This window comes from Pseudoalteromonas sp. R3 (assembly GCF_004014715.1).
In the GTDB taxonomy this organism is placed as follows: domain Bacteria; phylum Pseudomonadota; class Gammaproteobacteria; order Enterobacterales; family Alteromonadaceae; genus Pseudoalteromonas.
Genome location: NZ_CP034835.1, coordinates 3,676,526 through 3,696,742 on the forward strand (window position 1 = coordinate 3,676,526; position 20,217 = coordinate 3,696,742).

The 20,217-nt window shown below is 47.9% G+C and carries 21 protein-coding genes and 1 tRNA gene; 3 read left to right on the forward strand and 19 right to left on the reverse strand.

Annotated features, from left to right (window positions below):
- Positions 1 to 11: 11 nt before the first annotated feature.
- The 11 genes from ELR70_RS21185 to trmJ form a co-directional block, all read right to left on the reverse strand.
- Positions 12 to 1,085 (reverse strand): aminoglycoside phosphotransferase family protein, encoded by a 1,074-nt coding sequence (locus ELR70_RS21185; protein ID WP_054016058.1) that lies wholly within the window; start codon positions 1,083 to 1,085, stop codon positions 12 to 14.
- Positions 1,086 to 1,355: 270 nt separating this feature from the next.
- Complete coding sequence (locus ELR70_RS21190) at positions 1,356 to 2,012, reverse strand: NTP transferase domain-containing protein (RefSeq protein ID WP_347232130.1); 657 nt, start codon at positions 2,010 to 2,012, stop codon at positions 1,356 to 1,358.
- Positions 2,013 to 2,249: 237 nt separating this feature from the next.
- Positions 2,250 to 3,686 carry an NAD-dependent succinate-semialdehyde dehydrogenase gene (locus ELR70_RS21195; RefSeq protein ID WP_054015958.1) on the reverse strand — a complete coding sequence of 479 codons (1,437 nt, stop codon included), beginning with the start codon at positions 3,684 to 3,686 and terminating at the stop codon, positions 2,250 to 2,252.
- Between the two features lie 60 nt (positions 3,687 to 3,746).
- A complete protein-coding gene (gene fdx, locus ELR70_RS21200) occupies positions 3,747 to 4,085 on the reverse strand; it encodes an ISC system 2Fe-2S type ferredoxin (RefSeq protein ID WP_010384025.1) in 339 nt (112 codons plus the stop codon).
- 1 nt (position 4,086) lies between these two features.
- The gene (gene hscA / locus ELR70_RS21205; protein ID WP_054015959.1) at positions 4,087 to 5,949 is read right to left on the reverse strand and encodes a Fe-S protein assembly chaperone HscA; all 1,863 of its coding nucleotides are present in this window, start codon (positions 5,947 to 5,949) and stop codon (positions 4,087 to 4,089) included.
- A 56-nt stretch (positions 5,950 to 6,005) separates the two neighbouring features.
- Positions 6,006 to 6,530 (reverse strand): co-chaperone HscB, encoded by a 525-nt coding sequence (gene hscB / locus ELR70_RS21210; protein ID WP_054015960.1) that lies wholly within the window; start codon positions 6,528 to 6,530, stop codon positions 6,006 to 6,008.
- Between the two features lie 63 nt (positions 6,531 to 6,593).
- The gene (gene iscA, locus ELR70_RS21215) at positions 6,594 to 6,917 is read right to left on the reverse strand and encodes an iron-sulfur cluster assembly protein IscA (protein WP_054015961.1); all 324 of its coding nucleotides are present in this window, start codon (positions 6,915 to 6,917) and stop codon (positions 6,594 to 6,596) included.
- A 9-nt stretch (positions 6,918 to 6,926) separates the two neighbouring features.
- A complete protein-coding gene (gene iscU / locus ELR70_RS21220; RefSeq protein WP_054015962.1) occupies positions 6,927 to 7,310 on the reverse strand; it encodes a Fe-S cluster assembly scaffold IscU in 384 nt (127 codons plus the stop codon).
- Between the two features lie 53 nt (positions 7,311 to 7,363).
- Positions 7,364 to 8,578, reverse strand: coding sequence for an IscS subfamily cysteine desulfurase (locus tag ELR70_RS21225; RefSeq protein WP_054015963.1), 1,215 nt, complete (start codon positions 8,576 to 8,578; stop codon positions 7,364 to 7,366).
- A 23-nt stretch (positions 8,579 to 8,601) separates the two neighbouring features.
- Positions 8,602 to 9,093 carry a Fe-S cluster assembly transcriptional regulator IscR gene (gene iscR, locus ELR70_RS21230; RefSeq protein ID WP_010384014.1) on the reverse strand — a complete coding sequence of 164 codons (492 nt, stop codon included), beginning with the start codon at positions 9,091 to 9,093 and terminating at the stop codon, positions 8,602 to 8,604.
- Positions 9,094 to 9,359: 266 nt separating this feature from the next.
- Positions 9,360 to 10,082 carry a tRNA (cytosine(32)/uridine(32)-2'-O)-methyltransferase TrmJ gene (trmJ, locus tag ELR70_RS21235; protein ID WP_054015964.1) on the reverse strand — a complete coding sequence of 241 codons (723 nt, stop codon included), beginning with the start codon at positions 10,080 to 10,082 and terminating at the stop codon, positions 9,360 to 9,362.
- Between the two features lie 283 nt (positions 10,083 to 10,365).
- On the opposite strand from trmJ, the gene suhB reads away from it, so the two are divergent.
- Positions 10,366 to 11,169, forward strand: a complete 804-nt coding sequence (suhB, locus tag ELR70_RS21240; RefSeq protein ID WP_054015965.1) for an inositol-1-monophosphatase — start codon at positions 10,366 to 10,368, stop codon at positions 11,167 to 11,169.
- A gap of 224 nt (positions 11,170 to 11,393) precedes the next feature.
- Here the strand turns inward: suhB and ELR70_RS21245 are convergent, their stop codons facing one another.
- The 4 genes from ELR70_RS21245 to ELR70_RS21260 form a co-directional block, all read right to left on the reverse strand.
- Entirely contained in the window at positions 11,394 to 12,569 is a 1,176-nt protein-coding gene (locus ELR70_RS21245) for a mandelate racemase/muconate lactonizing enzyme family protein (protein ID WP_054015966.1), read from the reverse strand.
- An 8-nt stretch (positions 12,570 to 12,577) separates the two neighbouring features.
- Positions 12,578 to 13,345: a class II aldolase/adducin family protein gene (locus ELR70_RS21250; protein WP_054015967.1), complete on the reverse strand. Its 768-nt coding sequence runs from the start codon at positions 13,343 to 13,345 to the stop codon at positions 12,578 to 12,580.
- Positions 13,346 to 13,504: 159 nt separating this feature from the next.
- Positions 13,505 to 13,828, reverse strand: a complete 324-nt coding sequence (locus ELR70_RS21255; RefSeq protein ID WP_054015968.1) for a c-type cytochrome — start codon at positions 13,826 to 13,828, stop codon at positions 13,505 to 13,507.
- A 101-nt stretch (positions 13,829 to 13,929) separates the two neighbouring features.
- The gene (locus ELR70_RS21260) at positions 13,930 to 14,472 is read right to left on the reverse strand and encodes a DUF2058 domain-containing protein (RefSeq protein WP_054015969.1); all 543 of its coding nucleotides are present in this window, start codon (positions 14,470 to 14,472) and stop codon (positions 13,930 to 13,932) included.
- A 217-nt stretch (positions 14,473 to 14,689) separates the two neighbouring features.
- On the opposite strand from ELR70_RS21260, the gene ELR70_RS21265 reads away from it, so the two are divergent.
- Positions 14,690 to 15,844 (forward strand): MFS transporter, encoded by a 1,155-nt coding sequence (locus ELR70_RS21265; RefSeq protein ID WP_054015970.1) that lies wholly within the window; start codon positions 14,690 to 14,692, stop codon positions 15,842 to 15,844.
- 12 nt (positions 15,845 to 15,856) lie between these two features.
- On the opposite strand, the gene ELR70_RS21270 is transcribed toward ELR70_RS21265, so the two are convergent.
- Positions 15,857 to 16,366, reverse strand: a complete 510-nt coding sequence (locus tag ELR70_RS21270) for a prolyl-tRNA synthetase associated domain-containing protein (protein ID WP_054015971.1) — start codon at positions 16,364 to 16,366, stop codon at positions 15,857 to 15,859.
- Positions 16,363 to 16,755, reverse strand: coding sequence for a hypothetical protein (locus ELR70_RS21275; protein ID WP_054016059.1), 393 nt, complete (start codon positions 16,753 to 16,755; stop codon positions 16,363 to 16,365). Before ELR70_RS21275 ends, ELR70_RS21270 begins: the two co-directional genes overlap by 4 nt.
- Before the next feature lie 128 nt (positions 16,756 to 16,883).
- Here ELR70_RS21275 and ELR70_RS21280 point away from each other — a divergent pair.
- A tRNA-Ala gene (locus tag ELR70_RS21280) sits at positions 16,884 to 16,959 on the forward strand.
- A gap of 322 nt (positions 16,960 to 17,281) precedes the next feature.
- Here the strand turns inward: ELR70_RS21280 and ELR70_RS21285 are convergent.
- The gene (locus tag ELR70_RS21285; RefSeq protein WP_054015972.1) at positions 17,282 to 18,529 is read right to left on the reverse strand and encodes a glutamate-5-semialdehyde dehydrogenase; all 1,248 of its coding nucleotides are present in this window, start codon (positions 18,527 to 18,529) and stop codon (positions 17,282 to 17,284) included.
- Positions 18,526 to 19,617, reverse strand: a complete 1,092-nt coding sequence (gene proB / locus ELR70_RS21290) for a glutamate 5-kinase (protein ID WP_054015973.1) — start codon at positions 19,615 to 19,617, stop codon at positions 18,526 to 18,528. Before proB ends, ELR70_RS21285 begins: the two co-directional genes overlap by 4 nt.
- Between the last annotated feature and the right edge of the window lie 600 nt (positions 19,618 to 20,217).

Here is a 20,217-nt window from a genome sequence, read left to right on the forward strand (position 1 = left end):
CGTCTGAAAACTCAGGCTGCATCAATAATATGACTCAGCTGGACCTGTTTCTCGACGATGTCCCGATACAACGCAAACTGGTTTCTTGCACGCTGTAAGTTATGCTCAGAGTGTTTAGTGGCGAAATAATTATCTCCATCCAGATAATCGGTTAGAAAGCGTAAGCCAATCATAAAAGGCATGACTTTCGCGCCAAGAATGAAACTGTGCTTCTCAGTGTCAGTCAGGCTCGCTGACAGAGGGCCTTTGTAGCCTTTCACCAACGCAGCAAAGATTTCTTCTCGTACCCGAACGTTTGCCAGGTTAATCGAATCTTCAGCTTCCGGAGAGCAAAAAGTTCTGACCATATCGCCAAAGTCATAGAACCAATAACCTGGCATACAGGTATCGAGATCAATGACGGCTCGTGCTTTATTTGACTCAGAACAGAACAGCATATTATTGATTTTAGTATCGTTATGACAAGCTCTCAATGGTAATTGCGCTTCCACATCGGCCACTTCTTGTGCCAGCGAAAATTGCGCTCGGCAAAACGCGATTTCTTCCTGACATAAGGCTGAACGTCCCTGTGGGTCGCGACTGAGAATATCTTCAAACATCTCAATGCGCATTGCCAGATTATGAAAATCCGGGATTACATGATGGAGCTGAGTTGCATCAAAGTCATCTAATGCAGATGCAAACTGACCAAAAGCATTCGCTGCAACGGCGGCTTTCAGTTCACTGTCGACGACATCTTCACTGTAACTGCCACCTATAAACTCTAACGCCCGCCAAACTTCGCCCTCAATATGCACCAGGTAGTCACCACTGACAGTCGATACATGACGAATGATCGCTAACTCATAGTCACCATTTTTAGCTTTACTTTCAAGGTGATGCTCTATTTTTCTGGCATTTTTAACTAATTGCTCAGGCTCTGGAAAAACAACTGTATTGAGTTTTTGCACAACCAAAGCACGCTGCTTATTTTTTAGCAACATTGTTGTATTTATATGTCCATTGCCGATAGGACGAAGAGAGACAGAGTCTCCATGCAGACCAAATTGCTGCGACAAGACTTCTGCAATTGCGCGATTTTTCATTGTAACCTCATTGCCACTTTCAATACTGTGACAGGTGATAGGCTCATCCGTGACGTAGTTCATATAATAATCCTGAGACACTCTTTAATTCTTCTTTGTAAGTGATACCAAACCAGCGATCACAGGCGCGGTGCACTCGAACTCGCAGCAGGCCCTGCTTAATGCAGCTTTGGATACAGTCAGGTAAATAATACTCGCTTTTGACATCGCTGTCATAATTTTCTAGAAACCGAGAAAACTCTGCTTCAAGCTGCGATAACAAGGTTTGCGTTACCCCCAGCAAGTCATCGAAGCCAGCGCAGATGCCGACAACTTAACCCGGCTACCTTCAGGCGAATTACCCGACAGACCATCATAACCTTGTTGAATATCCAGATATTCAACAACTTCTGATAACCAGTCTTTGTGAGTTTGGCATATTCCTCGATTTACGCCACCTTGTTGTGACAAAGTTTGCGCTAAGGGATAGCCAACAATAGCCATGTCACTTTGCTCTGGCCCTGCAAAGTGACAAACCAATTGCTTAAAAGCACCTGGGCCGTAATAGTCATCAGCCGTTATCACAATAGCTGCGCCAGGGATATGAGGTTTAGCACACAACAGTGCATGACCGGTTCCCCAAGGCTTTTGGCGTGACAAGGCTTTGTCGTTAAAACGCAGCGGCACATCCATGATGGCTTGCTCGACCAGCTCAACCTGCAGGTCGCCCGAAAGCCGCGGTAAAATTTGCTGCTCTATCAATGGCCTAATCAAACGGTTAATGACCAAGACTACGTGACGAACCCCGGCTGCATGTGCGTCCTGAATGCTCAGCTCCATGATGGTGCAGTTAAAGTCGGGCAGTTGTGCTATTTGCTTGTTACCACCAAACCGGGTGCCCAGACCCGCAGCCAGGATCACCAGACTCGGTTCCTTCCCAGTGTACATAGACAATTTCCAGCCAATCAAAATTTAAACGGCTAGTGTACATAGCTTCGACATAAATTAAAAGTCGTTGTAAAAAGTGAGATAACCATCGCGCTTTAAATATCACAAAACGGTGAGAGAAAAGAGACTAAGACATTGAATTTTATTGATTTAATCGCATTTCTATGCGAATAAAGCCACGGCTCTACTCGCACTGCCAACAATGGGTCTAAATAAAAGTTCCAGTTTACGGAACAATCATTCATGAAACTTTTGACACAGGTATTTGATTTCCTGAAATTCCAGAAGCCCTTCTTTGGCTCCTTCGCGCCCCAGACCAGATTGCTTCATACCACCAAACGGGGCAACTGGGTTCGAAATCGCTCCTTCATTAATACCAATCATGCCATATTCAAGTGCCATCGACACCCGATGGATCTGAGACACATCCTGAGAATAGAAATAGGCGGCCAACCCTTCATTAACAGTATTGGCCTGACGTATTACAGACTGTTCGTCATCAAATGTAATAACACTAACAACTGGCGCAAAAATCTCCTGATGGTAAATATCCATCTCCTCGGTAACACCCAGTAAGATAGTCGGTGCCATAAAGTTGCCGGCTCCGGCAACTCCCTTATAAACCCGCTGAGCCCCTTTGTTAAGCGCATCTTCAATCAACTTCTGCGCTTTGTCTTTGGCCTTAGCGTTGATCAGCGGTCCGATATCTGTATCCGCCTCTAATCCGTCACCAACCACCAGTTTTTCAACCGCATCAATGAGTGCATCTGTGAACGCTTTTTGTACATCCTGATGCACAAAAACCCGGTTGGCTGCCACACAGGTTTGTCCACCATTTCTAAACTTAGCAACCATCAAGCCAGCTAGCGCCTCACCTATATCAGCACTTGCAAAAACGATAAAGGGCGCATTACCTCCAAGCTCCATCGAGGTTCGTTTTACCGTGTCGGCACTTTGTGCCAACAGCTTTTTACCCACCAACGTGGAGCCTGTGAAAGTCAGCTTGCGCACCACCGGGCTTGCCAGTAACGGAGCTACCAGCGCCTCAGCATCATCCGTTACCAGAACCTGAAAAGCACCGTCTTCAAATCCAGCTTGCAGCGCCAGCTTAACCAACGCGATAGCACTGAGCGGCGTTTCCTCTGATGGCTTGAGGATAAACGGACACCCTGCTGCATAAGCCGGCGCTACTTTGCGCGTGATCATCGCCAGTGGAAAATTCCAGGGCGTGATCCCTAACACCACACCGACAGGCTGTTTAATCGCTGTCAGCTGATGATGTGAGGTATGTGATGGGATCACTTCACCATAGGCACGCCGGGCCTCTTCAGCAAACCACTGCACAAACCCCGCGGCATATCTGACTTCGGCTTTCGCTTCACGCAGCGGTTTGCCCTGCTCTTTGGTCATCAGCTCAGCAAGCAGCGCTTCATTGTCCAGTATGAGCTGATACCAGCGCGTCAGCACCTCGGCTCGCTGCTGGGCCGGGCACTGTTTAAGGATATCAAAACATGCCAGCGCTGCGCTGAGCGCTTGTTCTGCGGCCTCGTGATCGGCAATGGAAACCGTCGCGATGGGTGCATCGTTGGCCGGGTTATGCACTGTTAATTGCCGCTGTGATTGCCAGGGGCTGCCATTCACCCATGAGTGGTTTTGTTCGGTGATAAGTGTCATAGCAAACGCTCCTTCCATAACTGAACAGGGCCGCTAAATGCGGCCCTGTAGAGACAAAGATTAATGTTCTTCGTTGACGATATTGAGGTTGTATTTAGGAATTTCCACAACCAAATCTTCGTCGGCAATCACCGCCTGACAGCCCAGCCGGGATTCGGCTTCCAGCCCCCACGCTTTATCAAGCATATCATCTTCCAGCTCATCACTTTCTTCAAGCGAGTCAAACCCTTCGCGGATCACCACGTGACAGGTGGTACACGCACAGGATTTTTCACAGGCATGTGGAATGCTGATGCCATTTTTCAGTGCCACATCCAGTACAGTTTTGCCTGATTCAGCCTCAATAGCAGCGCCTTCAGGGCAAAGTTCTTCATGGGGTAAAAAGATAATCTGTGGCATATTACACCTCGTCTACCGACTGACCTTGCAGTGCGTGTTTAATTGATACATCCATACGGCGTGATGCAAACTCGCTGCTTGCCTCATCCACCTGTTCTATTGCCGCTTTGATCGCTTGTGGATCTGTGGCCGTTAATCGTGCATTGTCAAGCTCGGCCATCGCACTACGCAGTGCTACAAGCTCTTGCTCGTTTAGCAACTCACTGTCGGTCGCCAAAGAGGCCTCCAGTGCTTCGAGGACACGTAACGCCTCAACTTGCTGCTCTTTAAGCATACGTGCCTGCATGTCTTCTTTGGCATTACTCATTGAATCTTTGAGCATCTGTGCAACCTGATCGTCACTCAGACCAAATGACGGCTTAACCTGAATTTCAGCCTGTACTTCAGTGGATTTCTCCATCGCAGACACACTCAGCAAACCATCTGCGTCCACCTTAAAGGTTACGCGAATATGTGCCGCCCCTGCCGCCATTGGCGGAATGCCTTTAAGACTGAACTTAGCCAAAGAGCGGCAATCATCAACCAGCTCTCGCTCACCCTGCAACACATGCAGTGACATGGCCGTCTGACCGTCTTTAAACGTAGTGAACTCCTGAGCGCGGGCAACCGGAATGGTGGTGTTACGTGGAATGATCTTCTCAACCAGACCACCCATGGTCTCCAGTCCCAAGGATAAAGGTAGCACATCCAGCAACAGCATATCTGAGTCCGGTTTGTTACCGACCAAGATATCTGCCTGAATTGCGGCGCCCAGTGCAACCACTCTATCTGGGTCAATCGACGTCAGTGGAGGTTTAGCAAAAAAAGTTTCGACGGCGCTGCGGATCACTGGCATACGGGTTGAGCCACCCACCATCACCACGTCCAGCACCTCTTCTTTTTCAACGCCCGCATCTTTGAGCGCACGACGGCACGAACGTAGTGTTTTCTTAACCAATTCCTCTGCCAATTCAGCAAACTGCGCTTGGCTGATGGTCACGGTAAATTCCTGCTCACGTACAGGCAATTTCACGTTCACCGTTTCATAGCTGGTCAGCGCTTCTTTACACGCCTTGGCTTTGTTGATGAACAGGCGCAGCTCTTTGGCTGTCAGGTCGGTTAATCCGGTTTGCTGTTTAAAGGTATTCACCAATAGTGCATCAAAGTCGTCACCGCCCAGGCTTGAGTCGCCACCGGTGGCCAGTACTTCAAATACACCTTTATTCAGGCGCAGGATAGAAATATCAAAAGTACCACCGCCTAAATCATACACAGCAATCACGCCTTCCTGACCAGAGTCCAGACCATAAGCGACTGCCGCTGCGGTTGGCTCATTCAGTAAACGCAATACTTTAAGACCCGCGATTTCAGCGGCATCTTTGGTGCTTTGACGCTGTGCATCATCAAAATAGGCAGGTACAGTGATCACCGCCCCCATTACATCCTCACCACCGAAGCTTTCAACTGCGCGCTGATGGAGTGATTTAAGTATTTCAGCCGATGCCTGAACCGGACTGACAGGACCCGCACAGGTCTGAACAGCCAGGCTGCCCTGATGTTCAACAAAGGTATAAGGCAGCTGACCATAGCTGCTGGCAATTTCTTCAGCCGTTTTACCCAAAAAGCGTTTCACTGAGATCAAGGTATTTTCCGGATCCAGTGCCGCCTCTTGCTGCGCCGATTTACCGACGATGATTTGTTCGCCATGATAACGAACCACAGAAGGCAACATCGCGTCGCCATTGATGTCGGTCAGGGTTTTGGTTTCGCCACTTTGAACCGTAGCAACCAACGAATTCGTGGTCCCCAGATCTATCCCAATGGCCAGTTTATGTTCATGAGGTGCCGCGCTCTGCCCCGGCTCAGCAATTTGCAATAATGCCATAATGCTCTTTCACTTTGGTGAAGCTGGTTGTCGCTGCAATATGCAGCTACACCGTATCAGTCAAACAGGCTGTCTTCAATTCGAGACAACTCGTCTTTCAATTTATAAACAAACTTGAGTTTACGAATATGATCCGCCGCGCGATGCAGGTCACCTTCGTCACTGCTCGCCAAAAGCTCACCCAAGCCGGCGCTATATTGCTGTTCCAGCTGTTTGGCCTGCGCTTCAAATGACTCGATTTCCGCTTCAGGATCGCCACTATGTTGAATGTCTTCCAGCGCTTCACGCAGCTCCATTTGCTGCATTAAAAAGGCAGGATCCTGCAGGGTTTGTTGCTCAGCACGGATATCAACACCGCGTTCACTCAACATATATTCCGCACGTTTCACGGGGTGCTTCAGCACTGCCAACGCATCGTTGATCTCTGCCGTCTTTTGCACCGCCAACAATTTTTCACGCTCGCCAAGGTGGGCAAACTTGTCAGGATGAACCGCGCGTTGCAGGTCAAGGTAACGCTGATTTAAAACACTCAGATCAACTTGATAGCTGACAGGTAAATCGAATAATTCAAAATATCGCATACACATCCAATACAGCAAAGCCCTACCAAGGCAGGGCTTTCTATTTGTTAATCACAAGAGAGATTAAACGGTGAAACTTTCGCCGCAGCCACACTCGTCCTTCTGATTCGGGTTATTGAATTTAAACCCTTCATTCAGACCTTCTTTGGTGTAGTCTAGCTCAGTGCCATCGATATACACTAGGCTCTTGGCATCGACGATGATCTTGACGCCCTTTTCTTCGAACACCTCATCGCCTTCGTCCAGCTCATCGACAAACTCGAGTACATAGGCAAGACCTGAACAGCCGGTCGTTTTAATGCCGACTCTCAGCCCAATGCCTTTACCGCGGTTGGCCAAAAAAGTCTGTACTCGGCCTGCCGCCGACTCTGTCAGTGTCACTGCCATAGTTATCTCTTACTTCGCCTGTTTACTCTTGTAGTCTGCAATTGCAGCCTGGATCGCGTCTTCTGCCAGAATTGAACAGTGGATTTTCACTGGTGGCAACTCTAGTTCTGCGCTGATATCGGTATTCTTGATTTCTCCGGCTTCGTCAAGCGTCTTACCTTTGACCCACTCAGTAACCAGTGAAGATGACGCAATGGCGCTGCCACAACCATAGGTTTTAAATTTCGCGTCTTCAATGATGCCTTGATCAGATACTTTGATCTGTAGCTTCATCACATCGCCACACGCCGGTGCACCAACCATACCAGTGGCCACACTCGGATCGTTTTTGTCTAATGACCCAACGTTACGTGGGTTTTCCACGTGGTCAATTACTTTATTACTGTACGCCATAATTCTTTCCTCACTACCTGCCTATAGTATTAACTTGCTATACACGGATTTGCTTAATGGTGTGCCCATTCAACTGCATCTAAGTCCACGCCATCTTTGAACATTTCCCAAAGCGGTGACATCTCGCGCAGACGACCAATCGAGTCTTTGATGAGCTTAACGGTATAATCGATTTCTTCTTCAGTGGTAAAACGGCCGATGCTGAAACGGATTGAGCTGTGCGCCAACTCATCGTTACGACCCAGTGCGCGCAGTACGTAAGATGGCTCAAGGCTTGCAGAAGTACATGCAGAACCAGATGACACGGCAATGTCTTTAACCGCCATCAGCAATGACTCACCCTCAACAAAGTTGAAGCTCAGGTTAACAATGCCAGGTACTGACTGGTCAATCGCACCATTGAAATACACTTCTTCCATATCCATCACGCCGTCCAGCAAACGCTTACGCAGTGTGCTGATGTGCGCATGATCTTTTTCGAAATCTTCTTTGGCAACACGGAAAGCTGTGCCCATGCCCACGATTTGGTGGGTTGCCAGTGTACCTGAACGCATACCACGTTCATGACCACCACCGTGCATTTGCGCTTCAAGGCGTGCACGCGGCTTACGGCGAACATACAGTGCGCCAATGCCTTTAGGACCGTACACTTTGTGGCCTGAGAAAGACATAAAGTCTACTTTCAGCTGTTGCAGGTCAATCTGTACTTTACCGGCACTTTGCGCGGCATCGACATGGAACATGATTTTGCGCTCGCGACACATCTCACCAATAGTGGCGATATCCTGAATCACACCCAGCTCGTTATTAACGTGCATAACGCTTATCAAAATGGTGTCTTCGCGGATAGCGGCTTCAAGCTTTTTCAGATCCAGCAGACCGTTTTCTTCCACTTCCATATAAGTGACGTCGAAGCCCTGACGCTCCAGTTCACGACAAGTATCAAGCACAGCTTTGTGCTCGGTCTTAACGGTGATCACGTGCTTGCCTTTCTTCTGATAGAAGTTAGCCGCACCTTTGATAGCCAGGTTATTTGATTCTGTAGCCCCTGAGGTGAAAACAATTTCACGCGGATCGGCATTGATTAAATCAGCGATATCATTACGCGCCTGGTCAATCAGCTCTTCTGCCTGCCACCCGAAACGGTGCGAACGTGAGGCTGGATTACCAAAATTACCATCCATCGTCAGGCACTGCATCATCTCATCTGCAACACGCTGATCAACCGGTGTGGTCGCTGCATAATCTAAATATATCGGTAATTTCATTTCTTTCTCCGCTAGACGCCAGTTTACAGCTGGCAACTCACTTGAATATTCTCTAATTGCTTCATTGCACTGTTAACCCCATTGTCCTGACGTGTGGCAACAGACTGCACATCAGAATTGGCGACTAACTCGGCGAGGGAAATACTGTTTAAAAACTCTTCTATACGCATACTTAAGTCCGACCACAGCGTATGTGTCAGACAACGCATGCCGCTTTGGCAGCCGCCGCCTTCTCCGTGACATCGGGTTGCATCTACGGATTCATCTACCGCAGCGATCACATCACCAACCGAGATAGTATGCGCGTCGCGGCCCAGCAAGTAGCCACCACCCGGTCCGCGAACAGAGCTAACTAAGCCATGTTTGCGTAAGCGGGCAAATAATTGTTCCAGGTATGACAGGGAAATTTCCTGACGTTCGGAAATATCCGCAAGAGGCACGGGCCCAATATTTGCGTGTAGTGCGACGTCCAGCATCGCTGTCACTGCATATCTGCCTTTTGAAGTCAGTTTCATGCGTGCCCCCAGAAAAGTTATCAAGGCGCAAATTGTAATTACCTGACTAAGATAGTCAAGTATTAACCAACAACGAATCGCCCTGCACCATGCGGATAACACGTAGGTAGGTACTTACCTGACGTATTTAATCTGCGCTTATCGTAATACCTGACTAATTTCCTCAGGTATTACGGACATTGTAATTACCTGAGTAATTTAGTCAAGTATTTGCGTAAGAGATTATTGCAGCGTTTTGGTATATCTCATACCAAAACGCTAACTCTTTATTTTATTGATTTATTTATTGAGCTTAAAATCCCACGCAGGATGTTTAATTCCTGATCTTCCGGGCGGGCACGGTTAAACAAGCGTTTTAACTTGGTCATCACCATGCCCGGATGTTGCTTAATGATAAAGCCAGTGTCGTTCAGGGTAGACTCAAGATGCTCGTAAAATAGTTCCATCTGCTGGGACGTAGGGTACTGCGCATCGTCCGGCTCAACAGGTTGTTCCTGGCGGTCCAGGTAGGTCATGCGAGTTTCATAAGCCAACGTCTGCACCGCCATCGCCAGATTCAAGGAGCTATACTCAGGGTTTGCCGGGATACAAACGTGGTAGTTACATAGCTGCAATTCTTCATTAGTTAAGCCGCTATTTTCGCGACCAAATACCAATGCAACCGGCGTCTGTTCAGCACCATCAACCAGCTTTTGGGCACACTCACGCGGACCAACCATAGGCCAGGATAAAGTACGAGAACGCGCGCTGGTGCCTATGGTCAGGGCACAGTCTGCAATGGCGTCTTCGAGTTTCTCTACTTGAACCGCATTACCCAGTACATCTGTTGCACCGGCCGCCAATGCGCTGGCATGACTGTCTACCTCACACGCAGGGTCTACCAGATAGAGTTTCGATAACCCCATAGTTTTCATCGCGCGTGCAACTGAGCCGATATTGCCTGAATGAGAGGTATTAACCAATACAATGCGAATGTCTTCTAATGCCATGTCTTATGCCTCAGGAAAAAAATAATGGCGGAGTTTAGCACAAACGCGAATTCGCCAGATAGTAAAATCAGGGCCAACCTCAAGTCGGTGACAGAAAGACTGGTAAAGCGCAAAAGCAATCATCGAAGGCGTATCAACAGAACTGCCTGAATTTGAGTTACTTATTCATGTTGATTAAAAAAAGCACAGCTTTTTTGACGCCGGGTTATTTACTTTGCAGGAAAAATCGCTAGAATACGCCGGCTCAAAAATTTTAGTTCTTTTACAATTCAAAGGTAATGCTATGCATCCAATGTTAAACATTGCGGTACGCGCTGCGCGTAACGCGGGTAAGGTGATTCTACGTGCTTGTGAAAATATGTCTCAGGTTGAGACGTCACAAAAAGGCTCGAACGATTTCGTTACAAACGTAGACAAAGAAGCGGAAATGGTTATCCGTGACACAATTTTAAAAGCCTACCCGGAGCATGCAATCGTCGGTGAAGAACTTGGCCATACCGATGGCAAGCAAGCCGATTACCTTTGGGTTATTGACCCGCTTGATGGCACCACTAACTTCATCAAGGGCATTCCTCACTTCGCTATTTCTATCGCGCTAAAAGTTAAAGGCCGCGTAGAACAGGCCGTTGTATACGATCCAATCCGCGATGAACTATTTACAGCCTCTCGCGGCCAGGGCGCACAATTGAACAGCAAACGTATTCGCGTTACTAAGAGTAACGAGCTGGCGGGCTCTGTATTGGCAACGGGCTTCCCGTTCAAACAAAAGCATCACCTGGACGCTTACACTGAAGCCTTTAAAGCGTTGTTTATCCAGACGACAGATATCCGTCGTGCCGGCTCTGCGGCGCTGGATATGGCCTATGTTGCTGCGGGCCGTATCGATGGTTTCTATGAAATTGGTCTTAAGCCGTGGGACACTGCGGCAGGTGAATTGCTGATCAAAGAAGCCGGCGGTATGCTGATGGACTTCGCAGGCGGCGCCAACTACAACAACAGCGGTAACATCGTATGTGGCGCACCTAAGCTGTGTCAGGCGATTGTAAAAGAAATTCGTCCAGTGCTGACTGAGTCACTGCTTAAGTAAGCAAATTGGTTTAAAAAAACCCAAACAACTGTTTGGGTTTTTTTATGTCTGACGCTAAACCAAATACCAATTTCACTTAATACCTGTTCAATTTGACGGAGCAAATATGACGCTAACTGTGTTAAAAATTTTTCATTTAGAGCAACTAAATAGCAAAATTTTTGCCTTGTTATCGAACATATTTTCTCGCCTCAAAATAGAACACTTAATTAAGCAAATTGGTATTACTTGATTTCGACCCGGGCTGAGCGCATTACCACTTCGTCATTTAGCTCAATGCCGATGCCTGGTGCTTCAGAGACCTTGAACATACCTTTTTCCGGCTGTGGATCCTGAAGACACAACTCCCGGTTCCACTTTTTAATCGCATAAGTGTGATGCTCGTGGATCAGGAAGTTAGGAATGGCCGTTTCCAAGTGCAAAGAAGCCGCCGTCGCAACCGGGCCACCGCAGACATGAGCCTGAATGCGGATATCAAAAATATCGGCATAGTCACAGACCTTTTTGGTCTCAGTAAAGCCACCACACAGACCGATATCCGGCTGCAGAACGTCAATACTTTGATCTTCAAAATAAGGACGTACATCCCAGCGATTATACAAGCGCTCACCACCGGCAATCGGCACTGCTGTTTTGTTGGCCACTTTGGCGTGTAACGAATGGTTGAGGTAATTGACCGGCTCTTCGTAATACATACAGTCAAATTCTTCGGCAATCTCAGCAATCTGAATTGCAGAGGTCGCCCCTGGCAAACTGTGACATTCAAAAATAATATCGACTTCGTCGCCAACCGCTTCACGGATCGCCTGCATGCGTGCCCGGTATAATTTCATTTCGCCGCGCGAAATCAGTTTGGTGCGGTCGTAATAAGTATTACCGTCTTTGTCGTACATGATAGGGTCAACTTTAACCGCATCATAGCCTTCAGCCAGTGCTTTGTGAGCGGCCTCAGCATATTCGTGTGGCTGTACCAATGCCTTAAATTCACTGTCCCAGTCAAACTGAAGCTGTGATGCATAGGTGCGTAGCTCGTCGTTCACCTTACCGCCAAGTAGCTGATACACAGGCAAGTTCAGCGCTTTACCTTTAATGTCCCACAGCGCAGTATCGATGGCACTCATCGCCGCGTATACCACAGGTCCACCACCTAACCCCCAGAAGCTCTCACGTAACATGCGAGCCCACAACATCTCAGTCTGAAACGGGTCGTGGCCAATTAAAAAGGCTTCCGCCATTTCTTTGATCATGGCAGCAGCGGCACTGTGGCCCAGATCGTAAGCCAGACCGGCTTCACCTACTCCCGAAATCCCCTCATCGGTGTGAATACGAACAAATACAGGGGTCCAGGCTGGTCTGTCCGGACAGTGAATATCAAACACTTCGACGCGATTAACTTTCATTTTGACTCCTATTCGGCAAAGCCAGGATCCAGGCGGTATGCCTTTCTCAACATGGCAGGCCAGGCTAATTGGCCACCGGTGCTACCACTGTGTACCACCTTTGCCTGATTATAAATATTGTCCTGAATGGGTTGTGGCACTTCAATGGCTTTTCTGCCTGTTGCCTGAATGGCTACCTGGATCTCACAGGCGCGCTGCAGATCATAAAAGCGCATAAAAGCGTCACCGACTGTTGGTCCGACTGTCAGGCCGCCGTGATTTACCAGTAGCATATGGTTGGTTGTGCCAAGGTCATTTTGTAATCGGGCTTTTTCGGCGTCATTCACCGCCAGACCTTCGTATTCGTGATAAGACAGTGAAGGCAAAGAGAACATACTATGCTGGCTCAGAGGTAATAGTCCCCCTTCCAGACTGGCAACAGCAATGGTCTCTTTAGTGTGCAGGTGGATAACACAGTGTGCATCTTCGCGCACTTCATGAATCGCGCTGTGAATGGTAAAGCCGGCCGGATTGATTTCAAAAGGAGTGTCATCAAGAATATTGCCTTGCAGGTCAACCTTGACCAAATTAGAAGCCGTGACTTCATCAAAACTCAGCCCAAAGGCATTAACCAGGTAATGATCGGTGCCAGGCAGGCGTGCAGACATATGTGTATAGATGAGATCGCCCCAGCGAAAGTGCTCCACCAAGCGGTAACACGCTGCCAGATCAACACGCAGTCGCCACTCTTGCTCACTGACTTTGTCTTTTACGTTGAGTTTCGGCAATTCAAACATGGCCCTTCCTTTTGTTATAAAGCCCAATATATTTTGGATGTATAGAAGTCTAAAACACTCATCCCCGGGATGCAATAACTCAATTCGGGAGAAAGTACATTAGTCGATGTGGATCAAAAAACCACCGACAAGCGGTGGCTTTTTTATTTACTGTCAGTATTACTGAACTTTTGACAGGTAATCAGCAATAGCTTCTAGCTCTGCGTCAGACACATTTGCCGTCATTGCTTTCATCGCAGCCGACATACCATTGCTGCGTGCACCCGATTTAATGTCTTTCATCTGCGCGAACAAGTACTCTTTATTTTGCCCAGCCAATTTAGGATACACAGGCATAATAGGAGCTTTACCTTCTGCGCCATGACAGGTCTGGCACATCTTTGCGGTATAAAGTGCTTTACCATCGGCTGCACTGGCAGTACCAGCAGATAGGGCAGCAACGGCCAACGTACTGGCCAACATCAGTTGTTTCATCTTGCTCATATCTTTTCTCTTCTTATATAACGGATCAATTCAAGTGTAGTCTATGCCGCACTGTTATCCATACTCTCATGACGGTGAGCTTACAGGTACGGCTGCTGTGCCTACCAGATCAGATCATCCGGGACTTCGAAGTCCGCATACGGATCATCCTCGTCTTTATCTTTCTGATCATCTTCAACATGAAAGACAATGTACTTTTCATCGACTTCAGCAACCTTACGTGCCGGCTCGTCTTGTAAAACATAAAACTGACCTTCCAGCACGCATATCGCCAGTCGACCTTTTGCCAGTGCCTGCTGAGTTTGTGCATTCACATCCAGCTCTTTAATTTTACTTTCATAAGTAAAGTTAAAGGTCACATTACCACGGATCTCATCCTGATTATGATGTTCCAGGATTTGTTTCACTCTGGCAACCTGCTCACGTTCTTTGAGCTCAGCCTGTTTGGCTTTGTTGAGCTCTTCCGCTTTTTGCTGCTGAGCCTGTTTAGTTTGCTCAATGTGTTTTTGCAGATCACTGACGTCGCTGGTCGCGCCTTTTTTCTTCTTTTTCTTTTGCGCTTTGCGTTTTTCGCTCTTCGCAACTTTGGCTTTGTGCTCGGTGGTCAGGCCCGCTTTCAATAGTTGATCTTGTAGAGATCCCATAATGCCACTCCATAAAACTAGACTGACGCTATTTTAACGCAGTGGACAAATTTGACCACTGCTGGCGAACATTCCGGAAGAAAAAATTTGCACCTCAAAAATCTAGCAGAGTCGGCACTAAAAAATATGATTTAACGCAAGTTTTCTGTAATTTGCTTCGCAATTATGTGATTCGGCAGGCATAATTTGAGCGCGATTTGGTCATTATGGATAGATTATGTCTCTGCCGCACTTGCTGCTGTGCTCTGTTGCCATTTTTTGTGTGTTGTACGCCCCTCAACCCTTGTTGTCTTTATTTGCAGAGTCTTATCAGGTCGCTCCGGCCAAAGCAGGTATGCTGATGTCGCTGACCATGCTGCCACTGGCTATTGCGCCTATTTGCTACGGGTTATTATTTACGAAACGTAACCCTTTGCGGATCATCAAAGCCAGCATGCTGATGCTGGCACTCTGTTGTATTGGTTTCGCATTCAGCGAGGATTTCCAATGGATGATGGCGATACGCTTTATGCAGGGCCTGTTACTCCCGGCCGCCCTCACCGCAATGACCGGTTATCTGGGCCGAACTTATCAACATAGCCAGCTGAAGCGGTCAATGAGTTGGTACATTGGCAGTACCATTGTCGGGGGCTACCTTGGCCGCACATTATCCGCAAACTTTGCAGTGTGGCTTGACTGGCAGAGTTTTTATCTGCTCAATGCCGCTGTCCTGATAATACTGGCTTTATGGATAAAACCCCGGCGAGCTCAGCTCGTCAACAGTCCGGCTAATCATCCTTTGGCATATCTAAAGCCACTCAAACAGGCTGATTTGTTAGGTCTCTACGGGGCTGTTTTTTGTATGTTTTTTTGCTTTGCTGCATTGCTCAACTATTTGCCCTTTATACTCAGTAATGACTATAAAATAAGTGACCCCCGTTTGATCGGCTGGGTTTATACAGGTTACCTGGTTGGCGCTTGCTTATCTTTGTCTACGCCATGGCTGAGTAAGCTACAAGCCAGTATGTGGCAGATCCTCAGTGGCTTATTTGTCATGTATTGTCTGACTATTGCGGGCATGTTGTGGCATAACTTCTGGCTGTTTCTGGTACTGTTCACCCTGTTTTGTGCCTGCATGTTTATGATCCATGCCAGTGCTGCCCCCCTTGCTAATCAACTTAGTCGTGCCGAATCCACGGTCACCAATGGCGCGTATGTGTCGTTTTATTATTGCGGCGGCGCGCTGGGCTCCTACCTGCCGGGCCTGATCTATCAACGTTGGGGACTGCCCTATTTTTTGCTGTCTCTATTGATAGTGTGTATCACCGGGTTGTCACTGGTATGGAGAAATCACTATTATGCTCGGTCCAACAGAGCCCGCCTTCCTCTATAGCCGCACTCTCGTTCAGGTTTGACGCTCAGGTAAAGCCAGCCACTGTGGCTGATGACCTGTGTGCTGCCAGACTAACTCAAGATCTGCCAAAGACAATACCCAGGTTTTATCATTTTCGAAAGGATGGCATTGCCATAAAGCAGCCTCACGTAGATTCTCATCCAACCACAGCTGGACATGCTGCCGGGGGTCATTGACCGTCGCCAGCGCGGATACGCACCCAGGCTTAATGCCCAGATATTGTTGCAGTCGACTGTCTGAGGCAAACCCCAGACGAGACAGGCCTTGTTGTTTGGATAACGCCTTTAAATCAATTTGCTTATTCGCAGTGGTGATCAATAAGATGTGTTGCCGACCGTAATTGTCGCGTAAAAATAAGTTTTTCAATCGTGTGCCTTCACGCACCAGCTCAAGTCGATCAGCATCCCGACAAGTCGCCAATGGTGGGTGCTGATAGGCCTGGTAAATAATGCCCAACTTATTGAGCAATGCCGCCAATTGAGAGACTGTCAGAGTGCTCATTGACAAGTACCGCGTAACTGTACACTGCGGTCGCGCCAAAACACGCGCTCTATCTTGTAGCCGGACTCACAGTAACGGGCCTCACTGAGTGCTTTTTTTAGCCTGACAACCGCTTCATCTTCCAGTTTGAGTTTCATCTCTGGCGAGTCCTCGACCCTTTGCTGATCCGCAAAGCGCTTTAAATCCCGCCGGGAAACCGGTTTGCTGGTATCCAAATCCATTTGTGGGGTCGCTTTCACCGTGACAACAAACGCAAATTCGTCCTGCCCTTTGGTGTTCACACGTTGATGTAATTGCTGGCTTTCAACTTCCAGAAGAGGCACTTCAGGCTTACTAATACAAGCACTAAGCAGCAGAGCTGCGCCAAGCAGTAGACTTACACGTATCATAAATTTCTCTGTGTTTTTTGCCCAGTGTAACAAAGCAAAGCAGCATCTTGGCAAGTTTTTTGAGTCGAAGGCTTGACGCTGGGTAGAAAAATGATTTAAATTCTCACCGTCAAATCGACACCGGAAGTGGGGCTATAGCTCAGCTGGGAGAGCGCCTGCCTTGCACGCAGGAGGTCAGCAGTTCGATCCTGCTTAGCTCCACCACTTTCCGCCTTTCCTTGCTAATTAATCCCAAACTTAAAAACCATGCAAAAGGCAGTCTGTTAAGCTATTTTCAGGGCACATCCTTGTACCCAATAATACCAATTTGCTTAATTAAGTGTTCCATTTTGAGGCGAGAAAATATCGTCGATAACACCGCTCACGCGTCCTGCTATCGCTGAGGTACCTACGTCCATGTAGGCAAGGCAAAAATTTGCGAACTCATACCTTAAGTAAAGGTTCTAAATAAGAAGTTTTTAACACAGTTAGCGTCATATTTGCTCCTTCAAATTGAACAGGTATTAAGTGAAATTGGTATTAGATACTAATCTCTTATCTGACCTTCGCCATTAACCAGGTATTTCTCTGTTGTCAGCGATTCCAGTCCCATTGGACCGTAGGCATGAAGCTTAGTCGTTGCAATCCCGATCTCAGCACCCAAGCCCAGTTGACCACCATCACTGAACCGTGATGACGCATTCACCATAACAACTGATGCATCGACGCTGCGCTGGAACAGCTCTGCCGTTTGCGGATCCTGAGTACAGATCACTTCAGTGTGGTGACTGCCAAAGCGGTCAATGTGTGCAATGGCGCCGCTGAAATCCGCAACCTGTTTGATTGCAATCTCCAGGCTCAGATATTCTTCACCAAACTCATCGTCAGCCAGTACAGTGGCATTATCGAAGTAACCGGCACTCGCCTGATCAGCATTGATCTTAACGCCACGCTGCTGCAGGGCTTGTGCAGCTTGTGGTAAAAACTGCTCAGCGATGTCCTGATGGACAATCAAACCTTCGAGTGCATTACAGACCCCAGTACGCTGGGTTTTACCATTGATCAGCAGTTGCAGCGCCTTGTCGAGATCGGCGTCTTTATCCACATACAGGTGACACACCCCTTTAAAGTGCTGGATCACCGGCACTGTACTGTTTTGTGTGACGAACTGGATCAGCCCTTCACCACCACGTGGAATGATCAAATCAATGTAATCTTTTTGCTGCATCAACTCCATCATCAGGCTGCGATCCGGGTCTGGGATCACGCTGATCAGCGCCGTCGGCAGGCTGTGAGTTTCCAGCACGCTGTGCAGTACTTTGGCGATGGCCAGTGAGCTTTGCAGTGCTTCTTTACCGCCGCGCAGGATCACGCCATTGCCCGATTTAAAACACAAAGCACCGGCATCTGCTGTCACATTCGGGCGGGCTTCATAAATCATACACACCACGCCCAATGGCACGCGCATTTTTCTGATTTCAATGCCGTTAGGTCGCGCGCCCAAATCCCTGGTTGTGCCAACCGGATCGGGTAATTCGATAATGGTTTCAATGCCCTGTGCCATGTCTTCAATGCGCTCTGGCGTAAGCGTCAGACGGTCGACCATCGCCGCTGGCAACTGGTTTTCGCGTGCCGCCTCCAGGTCTTGCTGATTGGCATGAATGATTTCATCCATACTGGCCCTGAGCGCGCCCGCCATACCTCGTAGAACAGCATCTTTTTGTGTGGTCGATAACAGCGCCAGGGTTTTTGCAGCCTGCGCAGCATTATGTGCAATTTCTGTAATTAAACTCATGATTTTCTTTCCTCAAATACTGCAATATCATTTTGTGAGATGACCGGGCCTATACTGTCCTGAACTTTTTCGGTCACTATATCCTTATCCTGCTGGGCAATGAAGTTAAGCAAACAGCTGCTGTAATTACTGTTTGCCTTGGCCAGCTTTTGACCATCTTCGTTTCTCACCAGTACAGTTTCGCCCGCCGAGAAGTCACCATTGACTGCGACTATGTCATCACAGCTCAGTTCATCAAACTCATTTGCTTCAACGATCAGCTCCCCCTGCTCCGATGCGGTATGTGTCATCCAGTGCACAGCTTCCTGCATCGGCGTGTCATAAGGGAGGAAACACGTGCCAGGATTAGCCCCATTGAGTAACTCGGAGAAGGTGTCTTCGTTAAACCCGTTCACAATATAGGTCACAATGCCATGGGATGTGGCCTTTTCAGCAGCCTGTAACTTAGTCCTCATGCCACCAGTTCCTACACTACTGGTCGGTCCGCCAGTCATGGCATAAATTTCCGGGGTCAGCTCACCCACAGTGTCCAGCAGTCTGGCATCCGGATTTTTATTGGGATCTGTGTCGTACAGGCCGTTCACATCTGAACAAATGATCAGGCAATCTGCATCAGCCGCAGCTGCCACCATGGCTGAGAGATTGTCGTTATCACCGACCTTCAATTCGTCCGTCGTCACCGCATCATTCTCGTTGATAATAGGCAGGATCCCTTGCTCCAGTAAAGTGAACAATGTTTCACGAATACTGTTATAGCGATCGCGGTCACGTAAATCGCCGTGAGTCAGCAATAACTGGGCCGACGGAAAGTCAAAGAAACGCTCCCAGGTCGAGATCATTTCTGTCTGTCCTGCCGCCGCCATGGCTTTTTTTACCGCCACCGAGCTCTTGTCTTTGTTTTTGAACAAGTGCGATCCGGCCGCCACAGCGCCAGATGACACCAACAGCACCTCTTTGCCTTTGGCACGACACTGCACGATAAACTGTGCAATGTTAAGCAGGTAACGAGAGCGGCAACCGTCCTGCTCTGGTGCGATTAACGCACTGCCGATTTTGATCACTATGCGTTGAGATGTTTCGATTGACATGTTTTTTCCGTTTTACCTTATATCCTCATGCGCGCAGTATTCTGGTTGATACTACAACGCTTCTTTGTCAGCATACGCGACCACAAAAAGATAAGATAACAACGGCTTCGAAATACCCACTCACACGAATACAGCATACATTTCGAAACGGCAAACAGACAGACCCCTGACATGCACGCACTGATTTATTCAGTACTAACAAGCAACTGTGGCTGCGAAAACTAAGAAAGATTGATTGTGACCTGAGAGACTTGCTCTGCTGGTCGAGCCGTTCTTTGCAGGCTCACCATGGTTTGGTGCGGCAAAGAAGGCCTGATCGCAATGAATAATTGCGCACATGAGTAGATTGATGATGGGCGCAAAGCCCGCTCGAATTAACGCTATATACCTTAGCGCGGATCTAGCTTACATTTCAACCCTGCCTCGTGACTTTCATTTATAATCATCATAAATACAATTAATAGTTTATATTTTTCATAATATTACACGGTTAAAGTGATCTGGCTGACTATTTTTCTGCACCGTCAGAGATGCTCGGCTTATCACACTTAAAGCAATGTAAACACTTTATTTGTGGTTTGTCTGTGCTATAACCAAGCA